The sequence below is a fragment of the Klebsiella sp. K47 genome, assembly GCF_051858335.1.
GTDB lineage: Bacteria > Pseudomonadota > Gammaproteobacteria > Enterobacterales > Enterobacteriaceae > Klebsiella > Klebsiella pneumoniae.
Genome location: NZ_JBPYUI010000028.1, coordinates 54325 through 69455 on the forward strand (window position 1 = coordinate 54325; position 15131 = coordinate 69455).

The 15131-nt window shown below is 61.4% G+C and carries 13 protein-coding genes; 10 read left to right on the top strand and 3 right to left on the bottom strand.

Annotation, left to right across the window (positions count from 1 at the left end; all coding sequences use genetic code 11):
- Window positions 1-115 precede the first annotated feature (115 nt).
- Window positions 116-1009, top strand: a complete 894-nt coding sequence (locus RRF55_RS22530) for a LysR substrate-binding domain-containing protein (protein ID WP_023284831.1) — start codon at window positions 116-118, stop codon at window positions 1007-1009.
- On the opposite strand, the gene RRF55_RS22535 is transcribed toward RRF55_RS22530, so the two are convergent.
- Window positions 1006-2262: a mechanosensitive ion channel family protein gene (locus RRF55_RS22535; protein ID WP_032424690.1), complete on the bottom strand. Its 1257-nt coding sequence runs from the start codon at window positions 2260-2262 to the stop codon at window positions 1006-1008. The two genes, RRF55_RS22530 and RRF55_RS22535, sit on opposite strands and share 4 nt — an antisense overlap.
- Before the next feature lie 224 nt (window positions 2263-2486).
- Between RRF55_RS22535 and ivy the strand changes: the two genes are divergently transcribed.
- Window positions 2487-2933, top strand: a complete 447-nt coding sequence (gene ivy / locus RRF55_RS22540) for an Ivy family C-type lysozyme inhibitor (RefSeq protein WP_004210923.1) — start codon at window positions 2487-2489, stop codon at window positions 2931-2933.
- Window positions 2934-2978: 45 nt separating this feature from the next.
- On the opposite strand, the gene betT is transcribed toward ivy, so the two are convergent.
- Window positions 2979-5012, bottom strand: a complete 2034-nt coding sequence (gene betT, locus RRF55_RS22545; RefSeq protein ID WP_004142478.1) for a choline BCCT transporter BetT — start codon at window positions 5010-5012, stop codon at window positions 2979-2981.
- Window positions 5013-5140: 128 nt separating this feature from the next.
- On the opposite strand from betT, the gene betI reads away from it, so the two are divergent.
- The 3 genes from betI to betA are packed head-to-tail and all read left to right on the top strand — an operon-like array spanning window position 5141 to window position 8892.
- On the top strand, window positions 5141-5728 hold the full coding sequence (betI, locus tag RRF55_RS22550; protein WP_004151671.1) for a transcriptional regulator BetI: 588 nt from the start codon (window positions 5141-5143) through the stop codon (window positions 5726-5728).
- Window positions 5729-5741: 13 nt separating this feature from the next.
- Window positions 5742-7214: a betaine-aldehyde dehydrogenase gene (gene betB / locus RRF55_RS22555; RefSeq protein ID WP_130974922.1), complete on the top strand. Its 1473-nt coding sequence runs from the start codon at window positions 5742-5744 to the stop codon at window positions 7212-7214.
- A gap of 13 nt (window positions 7215-7227) precedes the next feature.
- Complete coding sequence (gene betA / locus RRF55_RS22560; RefSeq protein ID WP_023316555.1) at window positions 7228-8892, top strand: choline dehydrogenase; 1665 nt, start codon at window positions 7228-7230, stop codon at window positions 8890-8892.
- Window positions 8893-9012: 120 nt separating this feature from the next.
- Here the strand turns inward: betA and RRF55_RS22565 are convergent, their stop codons facing one another.
- Window positions 9013-9708, bottom strand: a complete 696-nt coding sequence (locus RRF55_RS22565) for a GNAT family N-acetyltransferase (protein ID WP_002893466.1) — start codon at window positions 9706-9708, stop codon at window positions 9013-9015.
- Window positions 9709-9913: 205 nt separating this feature from the next.
- Here RRF55_RS22565 and RRF55_RS22570 point away from each other — a divergent pair, with 205 nt between their 5' ends.
- The 5 genes from RRF55_RS22570 (at window position 9914) to RRF55_RS22590 (ending at window position 14977) form a co-directional block, all read left to right on the top strand.
- Window positions 9914-11482 carry an ABC transporter substrate-binding protein gene (locus RRF55_RS22570; RefSeq protein ID WP_004142499.1) on the top strand — a complete coding sequence of 523 codons (1569 nt, stop codon included), beginning with the start codon at window positions 9914-9916 and terminating at the stop codon, window positions 11480-11482.
- Window positions 11483-11601: 119 nt separating this feature from the next.
- The gene (locus RRF55_RS22575) at window positions 11602-12624 is read left to right on the top strand and encodes an ABC transporter permease (RefSeq protein WP_004176937.1); all 1023 of its coding nucleotides are present in this window, start codon (window positions 11602-11604) and stop codon (window positions 12622-12624) included.
- The gene (locus tag RRF55_RS22580; protein ID WP_004142505.1) at window positions 12624-13457 is read left to right on the top strand and encodes an ABC transporter permease; all 834 of its coding nucleotides are present in this window, start codon (window positions 12624-12626) and stop codon (window positions 13455-13457) included. Before RRF55_RS22575 ends, RRF55_RS22580 begins: the two co-directional genes overlap by 1 nt.
- Entirely contained in the window at window positions 13450-14286 is an 837-nt protein-coding gene (locus tag RRF55_RS22585; protein ID WP_032414658.1) for an ABC transporter ATP-binding protein, read from the top strand. The genes RRF55_RS22580 and RRF55_RS22585 overlap by 8 nt, the downstream gene beginning before the upstream one ends.
- Window positions 14273-14977, top strand: a complete 705-nt coding sequence (locus RRF55_RS22590; RefSeq protein WP_004178936.1) for an ABC transporter ATP-binding protein — start codon at window positions 14273-14275, stop codon at window positions 14975-14977. Before RRF55_RS22585 ends, RRF55_RS22590 begins: the two co-directional genes overlap by 14 nt.
- Window positions 14978-15131: the final 154 nt, after the last annotated feature.

Here is a 15131-nt window from a genome sequence, read left to right on the forward strand (position 1 = left end):
TGCTATACCGACTGAGGCAGCATTTAGCCCCTTTTTCAGCCTATTCGCGGCGGCTATAAAACCCGCTAACCCGGTAGTAACGTTAACGTATCGACTCACTGACTGAGAGATCACCATGGCAGATTTTCCCCCTGTCGCCAGCCTGCGCAGCTTTGAGGCGGTGGCGCGCCTCGGCAGCGTAACGCAGGCCGCCCACGAGATGAGCGTGACCCATTCGGCGGTCAGCCAGCACATCAAACAGCTGGAAGCCCTGGTCGGCGTCACGCTCTTTATCCGCCACGGCCGCGGAGTGCGCATCACGGAAGAAGGACGGCTCTATGCCCTGCAAATCCGCGAGGCGTTACAGCACATCGCCGACGCCACGCGCATGGTGCAGATCAAACCCCGCACCCTGGAAGTGTCCCTGGCGACGCTCCCCTCCTTTGGCTGTCACTGGCTGCTGCCGCGGCTGGCGCGCTTTCAGGCGCGGCATCCGCAGATCGCGGTGCGCCTGCTGACCAGCCTGGCAGTGGTTAACCTGCAACAGGAGGGTATCGATCTGGCCATACGCATGGGGCAAGGCGACTGGGAGGGGATGGAAAGCCGGCATCTGTTTGCCGATGAACAGCTGGTGGTCGCCGCCCCCGGCTATCGCGGCGGTAACCTGCCGACCACCCCGCAGGCGATCGCCGCCAGCGATATTATTTTTTCCATGGAGTCCTGGCATGCCTGGTGCAGCCAGGCGGGGCTGGAAAAGCCGATCGTCCCCTCAGGCCTGCGCCTGAACGACTCCAATCTGGTGCTGGAGGCGGTTCGTCTGGGGGCCGGCGTGGCGCTGGAGCGGCGCTCCCTGGTGGCGGGGGCGATAGCCCGCGGCGAGCTGGTGCAGCTCACCGCCGTCACCGTCCCCTACCCCTGGCACTACTGGCTAACCGTCTCCCCGCAGGCGGAGAACCGGCCGGAAGTCGCCCGGTTCATCGCCTGGCTGGAGGAGGAGATCGCCCTCTGGCGCCAGCAGATCAGCGCTTAGCCTTCGGCCGACGGCGGCAGGCCCGCCCGGGCGGCGTGCTCCTGGGAGAGACGCCAGAAATCGTGCCCGGCGGGATACTGATAGAGGCGCAGGGAAAACTGTCCGGCCACCGCAGTAATGTACTCAAATATCGCCGACTGGGTGTTTTCGTAGTCTTTCCACAGCGTTGAGGAGGTGAAGCAGTAAATCTCCAACGGAATGCCCGAGGGCGACGGTTTCAGCGTTCTCGCCACAATGTACATCTCTTTAATAATATCCGGCCGCTCGGCGAGATAGTGCATCAGATAGTGGCGAAACAGGGTCAGGTTGGTCAGCCCGTTATCGACAAACCAGCGGTCGGCCACGCCGCCGGGATCCCGGCCGTCAAGCAGCGTCGCCAGAGGCTCACTCACCCCGCGGATGGTCAGCATCGAGGAGAGCATCTCCTGGTCGAGAAAACGCACCGAGTGCTGATCGATGGCGATACTGCGCATGATCCGCCGCGCCCCGGAGGAGAACATCGCCTGCCAGTTGGTATAGGTCTCGGTGAGGAAATTCTTGGTCGGGATACGGGAGATGGTATTGTCCCAGTTGCGGATGGTAATGGTGTGCAGCGCGATATCCGTCACCTCACCGCTGAGATTCTTGTCAGGCATTTCAATCCAGTCCCCCAGCTGGAGCACGTCGTTGGACGACAGCTGAACGTTCGCCACCAGCGACAGCAGAGTATGCTGGAACACGATCATCAGTACCGCCGCCACGGCCCCCAGACTGGAGATGATAATGATCGGCGATTTGTTCGACATCACGGCGAGGATCATGATCGCCGCCAGGATGTGGACTAAGATTTTGCCTATCTGGATATAGCCCTTAATGGAATGATTTTTACGTTTGGTCTTTCGCAGATAGGAGCTGTTGACAATATCCAGCATCTCGTTGAAAAACACCGACATAAAAATAAAAAACAAGATCCCGCAGATAGTATTAATCGCCGTCACCAGCGATGCCGGCATCGCCGGCATAAACTGCAGAACGTAATAGACAATAATAACCGGAATGAAATTGGACAGCTTTTCGGCGATGCGTCGATCCTTCTCCAGCGGCACATCCTGTTTGTGGCTACTAAAGAAGACCTTACGCACCACTTTAATCAGCAAGAACTTGCATAAAAGATGGGCAAATATGCCGGAGAGCAGCAGCAGAATAAGATTAAACCCCACCGCCAGCGCCGGATTACTCTCAATAAACGTCAGTAGATGATTCACATACGCCATGCTTTATCGCCTGAATAACTATGCCACTTCGCTAACTGCTTTATCCCAAGGGCAAATATTTGGAAAATAAATCAATCCGCATCATGGCATATCGCTTAGCGTAACGTCCATGCGCGCACCGTTTCTAATCATTCACAGAAAATATGTCAGAGTTTGCATTAATCATTCTCTACGCTCACTATAAAGAGGCTTGTTATGAGGACGGAATAAGTCCAGGAGGAAACATGTTTAAAGCTCTTACCGCTATCGTCGCCTTAGCCGCCTCCGCCAGCGTTATGGCGCAAAGCGATGTCACGCTGAACAGTCTGGCTCACGATGCCGCCACCCGGGCGTCGTTTAACCAGATGGTCAAAGGCCATCAGCTGCCCGCCTGGGTGACCACCGGCGGCACCGGTTCGCCCGCGCAGACGGTGAAACTGGGTAGCGAATCCTGGCAGGTGTTAAGCGCCTGCAAACCCCACGACTGCGGCCATGAACGTATCGCGGTGATCTGGTCGGAAAAAAGCAAACAGATGTCCGGCGTTTACTCAGTGGTCGATGAAAAAACCGACCAGGAGAAGCTGACCTGGCTTAACGTCAGCGATGCCCTGTCCATCGATGGCAAAACCGTGCTGTTTGCCGCCCTCAGCGGCAGCCTCGACAACCATCCGGACGCCTTTAACTACCAGTAACGACCATCGCCCCCGTCAGCCTTTCCCCGACGGGGGCTTCCCTGATTAGCCATCCGGGAACATCACGCTGTTCCCCGGCGCTTCCCGATGCAGATGGATAAAGTTCAGGTGCCGCTCGTACTGGTCGAGAATATCGGTGATCACCTGCTCTTTGCTGTAGTCCATCAGGTCGTTACCCTGACTGCCCTCCAGCAGGAAGGTCTCCAGCCGGTAATAGGTGGATTTCCCGCTGCGCGCCCGATAGGTAAAGCCCGGCACCGAGTACTGCTGCGGCCAGATCTTGTAGATAAAGTTCTGCTCGTCGCCCATGTGCACCAGCAGATCGAGGTGGCCAAGGTTCTCACCCTCTTCCGGCGGCAGGCTCTTCAGTTCCACCGCCGCGCCGCGCAGCCGCAGCTCCTGGGCCACCTCCTCCATCGCCGGGTAGCACACCGTCTCCATCATCAGTTTGGTATAGCGCGTGCCGGGGTAATTCATCAGCCGCGACAGGCGCTTCTTCCAGCTCAGACGATCCTGGAGGCCCATCGGGCGCGGGGCGGTGTCGCGGCTGGCGCTGACCCGGCGGTAATCTTCCACTTTCAGAGATTTATACAGTCCGGCCATCACGAAGAAAATCACAAAGCTGAACGGCAGCCCCATGATCACCGTGGTGTTCTGCAGCGCCGAGATGCCGTTGGTCATCAGCATCCCGAGGGTCAGCAGACCGATGGCCACCGACCAGAAGATGCGCAGCCAGTTCGGGGCGTCGCTGTTGATGTCCTTCAGCTTCGAGGTGAAGTTCCCCAGCACCAGCGCGCCGGAGTCGGCGGAGGTAACGTAAAACAGCAGACCGGTGATGGTCGCCACCGACGCGCTAAAGGTAAACGCCGGATACTGCGCCAGCAGGCTATAGAAACCGCGCTCCGGGTGGGCCATCGCCTCCTGGGCAAAGGCCGCGTCGCCGTGGATGATCTCATACAGCGCGCTGTTGCCGAACACCGACAGCCACAGCAGCGTAAAGGTGAAGGGAATAATCAGGGTGCCCATCACAAACTGGCGGATGGTGCGCCCGCGCGAAATGCGCGCCAGGAACAGGCCCACAAACGGCGACCAGGCCACCCACCACGCCCAGAAAAAGAGCGTCCAGTTATTCATCCATTCTACCGGCCGGTCGAAGGCGAAGCTGTTCAGCGTCATGCCCATAAAGCGATTGACGTAGTCGCCGACGTTGAGCACTAACGCATTGAGCAGGAAGGAGGTATCCCCCATGAACAGCACGAACAGGATCAGCCCCAGCGCGAGGGCGACGTTCAGTTCGGAGAGCACGCGGATGCCCTTGTCCACCCCGGAGGTGACCGAGATGGTGGCGATGATCACCGACAGCGCAATCAGGGCCGCTTTCGCCGCCAGCGAGTCCGGAATATCGAACAGCACGCTCAGACCGTAGTTGAGCTGCACGACGCCGATACCGAGGGTGGTGGCGATGCCGAAGATGGTGCCGATCACCGCCGCAATATCGACGCTGTGGCCGATGGGCCCATTGATCCGTTTGCCAAAAATCGGGTACAGCGCCGAGCGGATGGTGAGCGGCAAATTATAACGATAGCTAAAGTATCCCAGCGCCATGCCCATCAGGGCATACATTGACCATCCGGTTAAGCCATAGTGAAACAGGGTCCAGACCATCGCCTGGCGCGCCGCCTCGATGGTCTGCCCCGCCCCTTCCGGCGGCTGCATATATTGCGTCACCGGCTCGGCGACCGAGAAGAACATCAGGTCGATGCCGATGCCGGCGGCGAACAGCATCGCCGCCCAGCTCAGCAGGCTGAACTCGGGCTTTGACTGCTCCGGCCCGAGCTTCACCGAGCCGAAGCGCGAGCAGGCAATGCAGACGACGAAGACGATATACAGCGTCGCCGCCAGCAGATAGTACCAGCCGAAGGTTTTCGACACCCAGTCCAGGGTGCGCCCAATCCACTCGGCAGAAAAATCGCGAAAAAAGATCGTCATCAGGGAAAACAACAAAATCAGTCCGGCCGAGGTATAAAAAACCACCGGATTGATTTTGTCCTTTTCTCTGCTTTGCGAAAGATCTGTCATCCAGTATCCCCACTGTTTTTGTAACTATTAAAATCCAAATCCGCAACAATTAAGACACATTTTATATTGAACGTCCAATCAAAAACCGCTTTAATAGTTAACCAACGCTGATGAATGGAGTGGCAAAAATGCCCAAACTGGGGATGCAGCCGATCCGGCGCAGGCAGCTGATCGACGCCACGCTGGACGCAATAAATGAAGTCGGTATGCACGACGCGACCATCGCGCAGATTGCCCGGCGGGCGGGCGTATCGACGGGGATCATCAGTCACTATTTCAAAGACAAAAATGGTCTGCTGGAGGCGACCATGCGCGACATCACCAGCCAGCTGCGCGACGCGGTGCTCAACCGTCTGCACGCTCTGCCGGACGGCAGCGCCAGCCAGCGCCTGCAGGCGATTGTCGGCGGCAACTTTGATGAGACGCAGATCAGCAGCGCGGCGATGAAGGCCTGGCTGGCCTTTTGGGCCAGCAGCATGCACCAGCCGATGCTTTATCGGTTACAGCAGGTCAGCAGCCGTCGCCTGCTGTCGAACCTGGTGTACGAATTCCGCCGCGAGCTGCCGCGCGAGCAGGCGCAGGAGGCCGGCTACGGGCTGGCGGCGCTGATAGACGGCCTGTGGCTGCGGGCGGCGCTCAGCGGCAAACCGCTGGATAAAACGCTGGCGCAGTCGCTGACCAGCCACTTTATTCGTCAGCATTTACCGAACCCATAACCGAGGAGGCGTTATGTCCCGAATGGCAGAACAGCAGCTTTATATTAATGGTGGTTATACATCGGCCACCAGCGGTCGCACCTTCGAGACCATCAACCCTGCCACTGGCGAGGTGCTGGCGACCGTTCAGGCTGCCGGACGCGAGGATGTCGACCGCGCCGTCGAGAGCGCGCAGCGTGGGCAAAAAATCTGGGCGGCGATGACCGCCATGGAACGCTCGCGCATCCTGCGTCGCGCCGTCGACCTTCTGCGTCAGCGCAACGACGAGCTGGCGCGACTGGAGACGCTGGATACCGGGAAACCCCTCAGCGAAACCGCCGCCGTTGATATCGTCACCGGCGCCGACGTGCTGGAGTATTACGCCGGCTTGATCCCGGCGCTGGAAGGCAGCCAGATCCCGCTGCGCGACAGTTCCTTCGTCTACACCCGTCGCGAACCGCTGGGGGTGGTAGCCGGGATCGGCGCGTGGAACTACCCGATCCAGATCGCCCTGTGGAAATCGGCGCCAGCGCTGGCCGCTGGCAATGCGATGATTTTCAAACCGAGCGAAGTCACCCCGCTGACCGCCCTCAAGCTGGCGGAAATTTACAGCGAAGCGGGCCTGCCGGACGGGGTGTTTAACGTCCTGCCAGGGATCGGCGCGAAAACCGGCCAGTATCTGACCGAGCATCCGGACATCGCCAAAATCTCCTTCACCGGCGGCGTCGCCAGCGGCAAAAAAGTGATGGCCAACTCGGCCGCTTCATCACTGAAAGAGGTCACCATGGAGCTGGGCGGCAAATCGCCGCTGATTATCGCCGATGATGCCGACCTCGACCTCGCCGCCGATATTGCCATGATGGCCAACTTCTACAGCTCCGGTCAGGTCTGCACCAACGGCACCCGGGTGTTTGTCCCGGCGAAACAGAAGGCGGAATTCGAGCACAAGATCCTCGAGCGGGTGGCCCGCATCCGCGCCGGCGATCTGTTTGCCGACGACACCAACTTCGGCCCGCTGGTCAGCTTCCCCCATCGCGACAACGTTCTGCGCTATATCGAGAGCGGCAAACGCGAAGGCGCGCGCCTGCTGTGCGGCGGCGAGGCGCTGAAAGGCGACGGTTTCGATAACGGCGCGTGGGTCGCCCCGACGGTGTTTACCGATTGCAGCGACGAGATGACCATCGTGCGCGAAGAGATCTTCGGCCCGGTGATGTCGATCCTCAGCTATGCCGACGAAGCGGAGGTCATTCGCCGCGCCAACGCCACCGAATACGGCCTCGCCGCCGGCGTGGTGACGCCCAACCTCAACCGCGCTCACCGAATTATCCACCAGCTGGAAGCCGGCATCTGCTGGATCAACAGCTGGGGGGAATCCCCGGCGGAAATGCCGGTTGGCGGCTACAAACACTCCGGCATTGGCCGCGAGAACGGCGTCATGACGCTGCAGAGTTACACCCAGGTGAAGTCCATCCAGGTTGAGATGGGTAAATTCCAGTCCATATTTTAACCGGGAGGTTTTTTTGCAATTTGACTACATCATTATTGGTGCCGGCTCCGCCGGCAACGTTCTGGCAACACGACTGACTGAAGATCCAAACACCACCGTCCTGCTGCTGGAAGCCGGCGGCCCTGACTACCGGTTCGATTTCCGCACCCAGATGCCCGCCGCGCTGGCTTATCCGCTGCAGGGCAAGCGCTACAACTGGGCCTACGAAACCGAACCGGAGCCGTACATGAACAATCGCCGCATGGAGTGCGGACGCGGCAAAGGGCTCGGCGGCTCCTCGCTGATCAACGGCATGTGCTACATTCGCGGTAACGCGATGGATCTGGACAACTGGGCCAAAGAGCCGGGTCTGGAACACTGGAGCTATCTCGACTGCCTGCCCTACTACCGGAAAGCGGAAACCCGCGATATCGGGCCTAACGACTACCACGGCGGCGATGGCCCGGTGAGCGTGACGACGCCGAAGCCGGGCAATAATCCGCTCTTCGAGGCGATGGTTGAAGCCGGGGTGCAGGCGGGCTATCCGCGTACCGACGATCTCAACGGCTACCAGCAGGAAGGCTTTGGCCCGATGGACCGCACCGTGACGCCGCAGGGCCGTCGCGCCAGCACCGCCCGCGGCTATCTCGACCAGGCGCGCGGTCGCCCGAACCTGACCATCCGCACCCATGCGCTGACCGATCACATTATTTTTGCCGGCAAGCGCGCGGTGGGCGTCGAGTGGCTGGAGGGAGAGAGCACGATCCCGTCAAAAGCGACGGCCAACAAAGAGGTGCTGCTGTGCGCCGGGGCGATTGCCTCGCCGCAGATCCTGCAGCGCTCCGGCGTGGGTAACCCGGAGCTGCTCAGGCAGTTCGATATCCCGGTGGTGCACGATCTCCCCGGCGTGGGTGAGAACCTGCAGGACCATCTGGAGATGTATCTGCAGTACGAGTGCAAAGAGCCGGTATCGCTCTACCCGGCGCTACAGTGGTGGAACCAGCCGAAGATCGGCGCCGAGTGGCTGTTCGGCGGCACCGGCATCGGCGCCAGCAACCAGTTCGAAGCGGGCGGTTTTATCCGCAGCCGCGCAGAGTTCGCCTGGCCGAACATTCAGTACCACTTCCTGCCGGTGGCGATTAACTACAATGGCTCCAACGCGGTGAAAGAGCACGGCTTCCAGTGCCACGTCGGCTCGATGCGTTCGCCCAGCCGCGGCCACGTGCGCCTGAAGTCGCGCGACCCGCACGCCCATCCGGCGATCCTGTTTAACTATATGTCCCATGAGCAGGACTGGCAGGAGTTCCGCGACGCCATCCGCATTACCCGGGAGATCATGAACCAGCCGGCGCTGGATAAGTATCGCGGCCGCGAAATCAGTCCGGGAATAGAATGCCAGAGCGATGCCGAACTGGATGAGTTTGTGCGCAACCACGCCGAGACCGCGTTCCACCCGTGCGGGACCTGTAAGATGGGTTACGACGAGATGGCGGTGGTCGATGGCGAGGGCCGCGTCCACGGTCTGGAAGGATTGCGGGTGATCGACGCCTCGATCATGCCGCAGATCATCACCGGCAATCTCAACGCCACCACCATTATGATCGGCGAGAAGATGGCCGACGCCATTCGCGGCCGCCAGCCGCTGCCGCGCAGCACCGCGACGTATTATGTCGCTGGCGACGCGCCGGTTCGCCGTTAACAGGTCAATGCCGGGCGGCGACTACGCCTTGCCCGGCCTACCCTGAGGCGATGTAACGTAGCCCCGGTAAGCGCAGCGCGACCGGGGTGCCGTTCCGGGTTTTGACCCCATAGGTTGATGTTAGCGAAACGCCTCCAGGCGCTTAATCTGCTGACCGTCGGCAGTAAAGTTCTCCGCCGCCAGCCACGCCCGCAGCGCCGCATCGCGCGCAGGCCACTCGCCGTCGATGATGGACAGCATATCGCTGTCGCGCGTCCGCCCTTTACGCACCAGCCTCTGCCGCAGACGTCCTTCCCAGCTAAAGCCCAGCCGCTCGGCGGCGCGGCGCGAGGCGACATTCATCGAATCGCATTTCCACTCCAGCCGACGATAGCCATGGTCAAAGCCGTTTTTGAGCAGCAGCCAGACCGCTTCGGTACCCAGCGGGGTGTTTTTCATCCGTCGCGACCAGGTGACATGGCCGATCTCAACCGTACCCATTTCCCGCTCGATCGCCATATAGCTGACGATGCCTACCGCCTGCTCGCTACGCAGATCAACCACCGCATACGGCACCAGGGCATCATCATTCACCTTGCCCGCGATCCAGTGGGCGGTCGCCGCCACGCTCTCCGGCCGCGTAGACGCCAGCCACGTCCAGTCGCTGTTGTCGCCGAGCGCATAGGCGGCAAACAGATCCGCCGCATGACGGTCAACGTCCAGCGGCTCCAGGCGGCAAAAACGGCCATTTAACGCCGTCCGCCGCAGGACTTGCGCCCCCTGCCAGCCAGGGACCAGGTCGTTCACCTGCTGGCCATACTCATTGATTTCCGGCACACCCACCTCCTCGCAATAGACAATGCGTTATAGCAAGAACCCCGCAGCGGAGAAAGGCGCTTCTGCGCGACCGGCAATAACCTGTCGTTCTTGAATATGCGTTTTTAGCATAAGGATATCCTTATTTTGACTTTACGCCTTATGGCAAGCGGCCTAACGTAGCGAGGCATAAAACAATAAAATAACCATTCTTCAGGGATTGCACATGACCAAAAAACTGTTGCCTTTACTGCTACTGTCGGCGCTCTCCGCCGCCGCGCATGCCGCCACGCCGCCCAACACGCTGGTGGTCGCCCAGGGTCTCGACGATATCGTCAGCCTCGACCCGGCGGAAGCGAACGAACTCTCCAGCATTCAGACGGTCCCCAGCCTCTATCAGCGTCTGGTGCAGCCCGACCGCAACAACCCTGAAAAAATCGTACCGATCCTCGCCGAAAGCTGGCAGGCCGATCCGGCGGCGAAAACCCTGACCATTAAACTGAAGCCGGATGCCAAATTCGCCTCCGGTAATCCGCTGCGCCCGGAAGATGTGATTTTCTCTTACACCCGCGCGGTGACGCTGAATAAATCGCCGGCGTTTATTCTCAACGTGCTCGGCTGGCAGCCGGACAACATCGCCAGCCAGCTGAAAAAGGTTGATGACCATACCCTGACGCTGCACTGGACCGCCGACGTCAGCCCGGCGGTGGCGCTGAATATTCTCTCTACCCCCATCGCCTCTATCGTGGATGAAAAACAGGTGGCGCCGAACGCGAAAAATAACGACTTCGGCAACGACTGGCTGAAGATGCACTCGGCGGGCAGCGGGGCCTATAAAATGCGCGTCTACCAGCCGCATCAGGCCATCGTGCTGGAGGCCAACGCCAGCTCCCCCACCGGCGCGCCGAAGATCAAGAGCATCATTATTAAAAACGTCCCCGACCCGGCTTCCCGCCGCCTGCTGATCCAGCAGGGGGATGCCGACGTGGCGCGCGATCTCGGCGCTGACCAGATTGCCGCCCTGCAGGATAAACCCGGCGTGAAGGTGCTGAGCATCCCGTCCGCCGAGCAGAACTACCTGGTGTTTAATACCGCCAACAGCGCCAACCCGCTGCTCAATAATCCGGCATTCTGGGAGGCGGCGCGCTGGCTGGTTGATTATGAGGGCATCACCAAAAATCTGCTGAAAGGCCAGTACTTTATTCACCAAAGCTTCCTGCCTGCCGGCCTGCCGGGGGCGCTGGAGACCAATCCGTTCACCTTTGACCCGCAAAAAGCTAAGGCTATCCTCGATAAAGCGGGCATTAAGGATGCCCACTTCACCCTCGATGTGGAGAACAAACCGCCGTTTATCACCATCGCCCAATCGCTGCAGGCCAGCTTTGCCCAGGGCGGGGTGAAGGTGGATCTGCTACCCGCCGCCGGCAGCCAGGTCTATGCCCGGGTGCGCGCGAAGCAGCATCAGGCGGCGATCCGCCTGTGGATCCCGGACTACTTTGATGCCCACTCCAATGCCAGCGCCTTTGCCTGGAACGATGGTAAATCCAGCACCGTGGCCGGGCTCAACGGCTGGCAGATCCCTGAGCTGAATAAAGCCACCCTCGCCGCGGTGGCGGAGCCGGACCCGGCGAAACGCCTCGGCCTGTACAAAACGATGCAGGAAACCCTGCTCCAGCATTCGCCGTACGTCTTTATTGACCAGGGGAAAACCCAGATCGTGGTGCGTGACAACGTGAAGGGCTATCAGCAGGGACTGAACGCCGACATGGTCTGGTACGATAACGTGACCAAGTAAGCGGGTTTTGTCACCGGGTATGGCGGCCTTGTCTGCCCGGATGACCGACTCCTCACCCGGGCCCGGTCGGCATCGCGCCGCCGGGTACAATGCTGATATACCAGGAATTTCCATTTTCCATGCCATCGTTTTCCACTCACCTTACCCGCCTGCTGCAGGGGCTGTTTACGCTGCTGCTCACGCTGTTCGGGCTGTTGCTGGTCACCTTCTCGCTCTCCGCGCTGTCGCCCGTCGACCGCGTACTGCAGATCGTCGGCGACCATGCCAGCCAGTCGACCTATGACCAGGTTCGCCATCAGCTGGGTCTCGACCAGCCGCTGCCGGTGCAGTTCTGGCACTACCTGGTCAACCTGGCCCATGGCGATCTTGGCATCGCCAGCGCCACCGGCCAGCCGGTGCTCCACGACCTGCTGGCAGTCTTCCCGGCGACCCTTGAGCTGGCGACCCTGGCGCTGATCGTCGGCGCGGTACTGGGCATCGTCGCCGGGGTGCTGTGCGCCCGTTACGCCGGTTCGCCGTGGGATCTGGCGGTTCGCACCTTTACCCTGTTGGGCAACTCGGTGCCCATTTTCTGGCTCGGCCTGCTGATGCTGGCCCTGTTCTACGCCCGGCTGCAGTGGGCGCCGGGCCCGGGTCGCCTCGACGATATTTATCAGTACACCGTCGAGCCACGCAGCGGTTTTGCGCTGATCGACACCTGGCTCTCCGGCGATACCGCGGCGTTTAAAAATGCGATCGGCCATCTGGCGCTGCCGGTGCTGGTGCTGGCCTATTACTCGCTGGCCAGCATCACCCGCCTGACCCGCTCCGCCTGCCTGAGCGAGATGAACAAAGAGTACATTCTGCTGGCGCGGGCCAAAGGGGCCGGAGAGATGACGATTCTGCTGCGCCATGTCCTGCCCAATATCCGCGGCACTCTGCTGACGGTGACCGCCCTCGCCTGGACCTCCATGCTCGAAGGGGCGGTGCTCACCGAAACCGTCTTCTCGTGGCCGGGGATCGGCCGCTATCTCACCACGGCGCTGTTCGCCGGGGATACCACGGCGATCATGGGCGGCACGCTGCTGATCGGCGTGAGTTTTGTGCTGATCAATAACCTGACCGATCTGCTGGTACGGTTAACCGATCCGAGGGTGCGCTGATGCCGACTTATCTGTTTTTACGCCGTCTGCGCCGCTCACCCGCCGCCTTCAGCGGCCTGACCCTGGTGATCCTGCTGGTGCTGACCGCGCTGTTCGCCCCGTGGCTGGCGCCGCACGATCCCAACTGGCAGGATGCCGCCGCTCGTCTGCAGGGGCCCGGGGCGGGACACTGGCTCGGCACAGACAGCTACGGCCGCGACCTGCTGTCGCGCTTGCTCTACGGCGCCCGCCCGGCGCTGGGTCTGGTGGCGCTGGTGACCGCCATTACCCTGCCCGTCGGGCTGCTGGTAGGTATCCTCTCCGGCTACTATGGCGGGTGGCTGGAGCGGATACTGATGCGCTTTACCGACGTGGTGATGTCGATGCCGCGCCTGATCCTCGCCTTCGCGTTCGTGGCGATGCTTGGCCCGGGGCTGGTCAACGGCGCGCTGGCGTTAGCCCTGACCACCTGGCCGGCCTACGCCCGTCAGGCGCGCAGCGAAATTCAGCGCCTGCGCCATAGCGACTACCTCGCCGCGGCGGAGATGCTGGGCATTCGCGGCGGGCGGCTGCTGGTCGGCCATATTCTGCCGCTGTGTCTGCCGTCGGCGATTGTCCGGCTGGCGCTCGATCTGGCGGGCATTATCCTCGCCGCCGCCGGGCTCGGCTTTCTCGGCCTGGGCGCCCGCCCGCCGATGGCGGAGTGGGGAGCGATGATTGCCGACGGGATGCAGGTGATTTTCGACCAGTGGTGGATCGCCGCCATCCCCGGCGCGGCGATCCTGCTTGCCAGCCTGGCGTTTAACCTGCTGGGCGATGGCCTGCGCGATATTCTGGAGCCGCAACATGACTGACATCCGACTGACCGTCCAGGGACTCGCCGTCGACTATCCCACCGCCCGGGTGGTGGACAACGTCAGCTTCACCCTCGGCAACGAGCGGCTGGCGCTGGTGGGCGAATCCGGCTCCGGCAAATCGATGACCGCCCGGGCGCTGATGGGCCTGGTGCGCAAGCCCGGGGTGGTGAGCGCTGAACGGCTGGAGGTGCTGGGGCGCGATGTGCTGACCCTCAGCGCCCGCGGCTGGCGCGCGCTGCGCGGCAACGATATCGCCATGGTGCTGCAGGACCCGCGCTATGCGCTGAATCCGGTGCAGTCCATTCAGACGCAGCTGGAGGAGGCGTTAACCCTGCATCAGCGTCTCAGCCGCCGCGCGCGCGCCGAGGCGGTCAAAGACGCCATCGCCGCCGTCGGTCTGGATCTGCCGGTCCTCAGCCGCTATCCCGGCGAACTCTCCGGCGGGATGGGACAGCGGGTGATGATCGCCCTCGCGCTGCTCAATAACCCGAAGGTGCTGATAGCCGACGAGCCGACCTCGGCCCTCGACGCCCGCCTGCGCAACCAGATCCTCGAGCTGCTGGTGGAGCAGAGCGCGCAGCGGCAGATGGCCATGTTACTGATCAGCCACGATCTACTGCTGGTAGCCGCGCATTGCGATCGCGTGCTGGTGATGTACCAGGGGAGACAGGTCGACGAGATGCCGGCGCGGGCGCTGCCGAGCGCGACGCACCCTTACACCCGCACCCTGTGGACCTGCCGGCCAAATGCCCACACCTACGGCCAGATGCTGCCGACCCTCGACAGAACCCAGGACTTTACGGAGACAGCCCATGGCGATCGTTAATCTTCAGGATTTACAGGTTACATTCGGCGCGAAGACGGCGGTCTCCGCCGCCAGTTTCCGTGTCGACGCCGGGGAAACCTTCAGCCTGATCGGCGCCTCGGGCTGCGGCAAATCGACGATTTTGCGCGTGCTGGCCGGATTGCAGCGTGAATGGCGCGGCAGCGTGGATCTGCTCGGCCAGGCCATTATGCCGGGCGCCCGCTTTCAGGGCGATCTGCGGCGCAACGTGCAGATGGTGTTTCAGGATCCGTACGCCTCGCTGCATCCCAACCATACCCTGTGGCGCACCCTGGCGGAGCCGCTGCAGATCCACGGCATCCGCGACGTTGCCCCGCGAGTAACCACCGCCCTTGAGCAGGTGGGTCTGGCCGCCGACGCCGTGCGCCGCTATCCGCATCAGCTCTCCGGCGGCCAACGGCAGCGCGTGGCCATTGCCCGCGCCCTGCTGCTGCGCCCGCAGATCCTGCTGCTGGATGAGCCGACCTCAGCGCTGGATATGTCGGTACAGGCGGAAATCCTTAATCTACTTAATCGTCTGAAACAGGAGCACGGCATGACCTATCTGCTGGTCAGCCATGATGCCGACGTCATCGCCCATATGTCCGATCGGGCGGCGTTTATGGCGGAGGGCGTGATCCAGCGCTTTTTCGATCGCGAAGCGTTGGTCAATGGAGAGCACCGGATGAGGTGAGGTCAGCGTATGTGCGGTTGTTTTGTCGGGTGGCGCTTCGCTTACCCGACCTACAGGATCCACTCACAGGCTCACACCCCGTAGGCCCGTGCAAGCGCATGGACTGACCCCATAAAGTTGGATGGTTCATATTAAGCGGCTCTCAGAGCCTGGG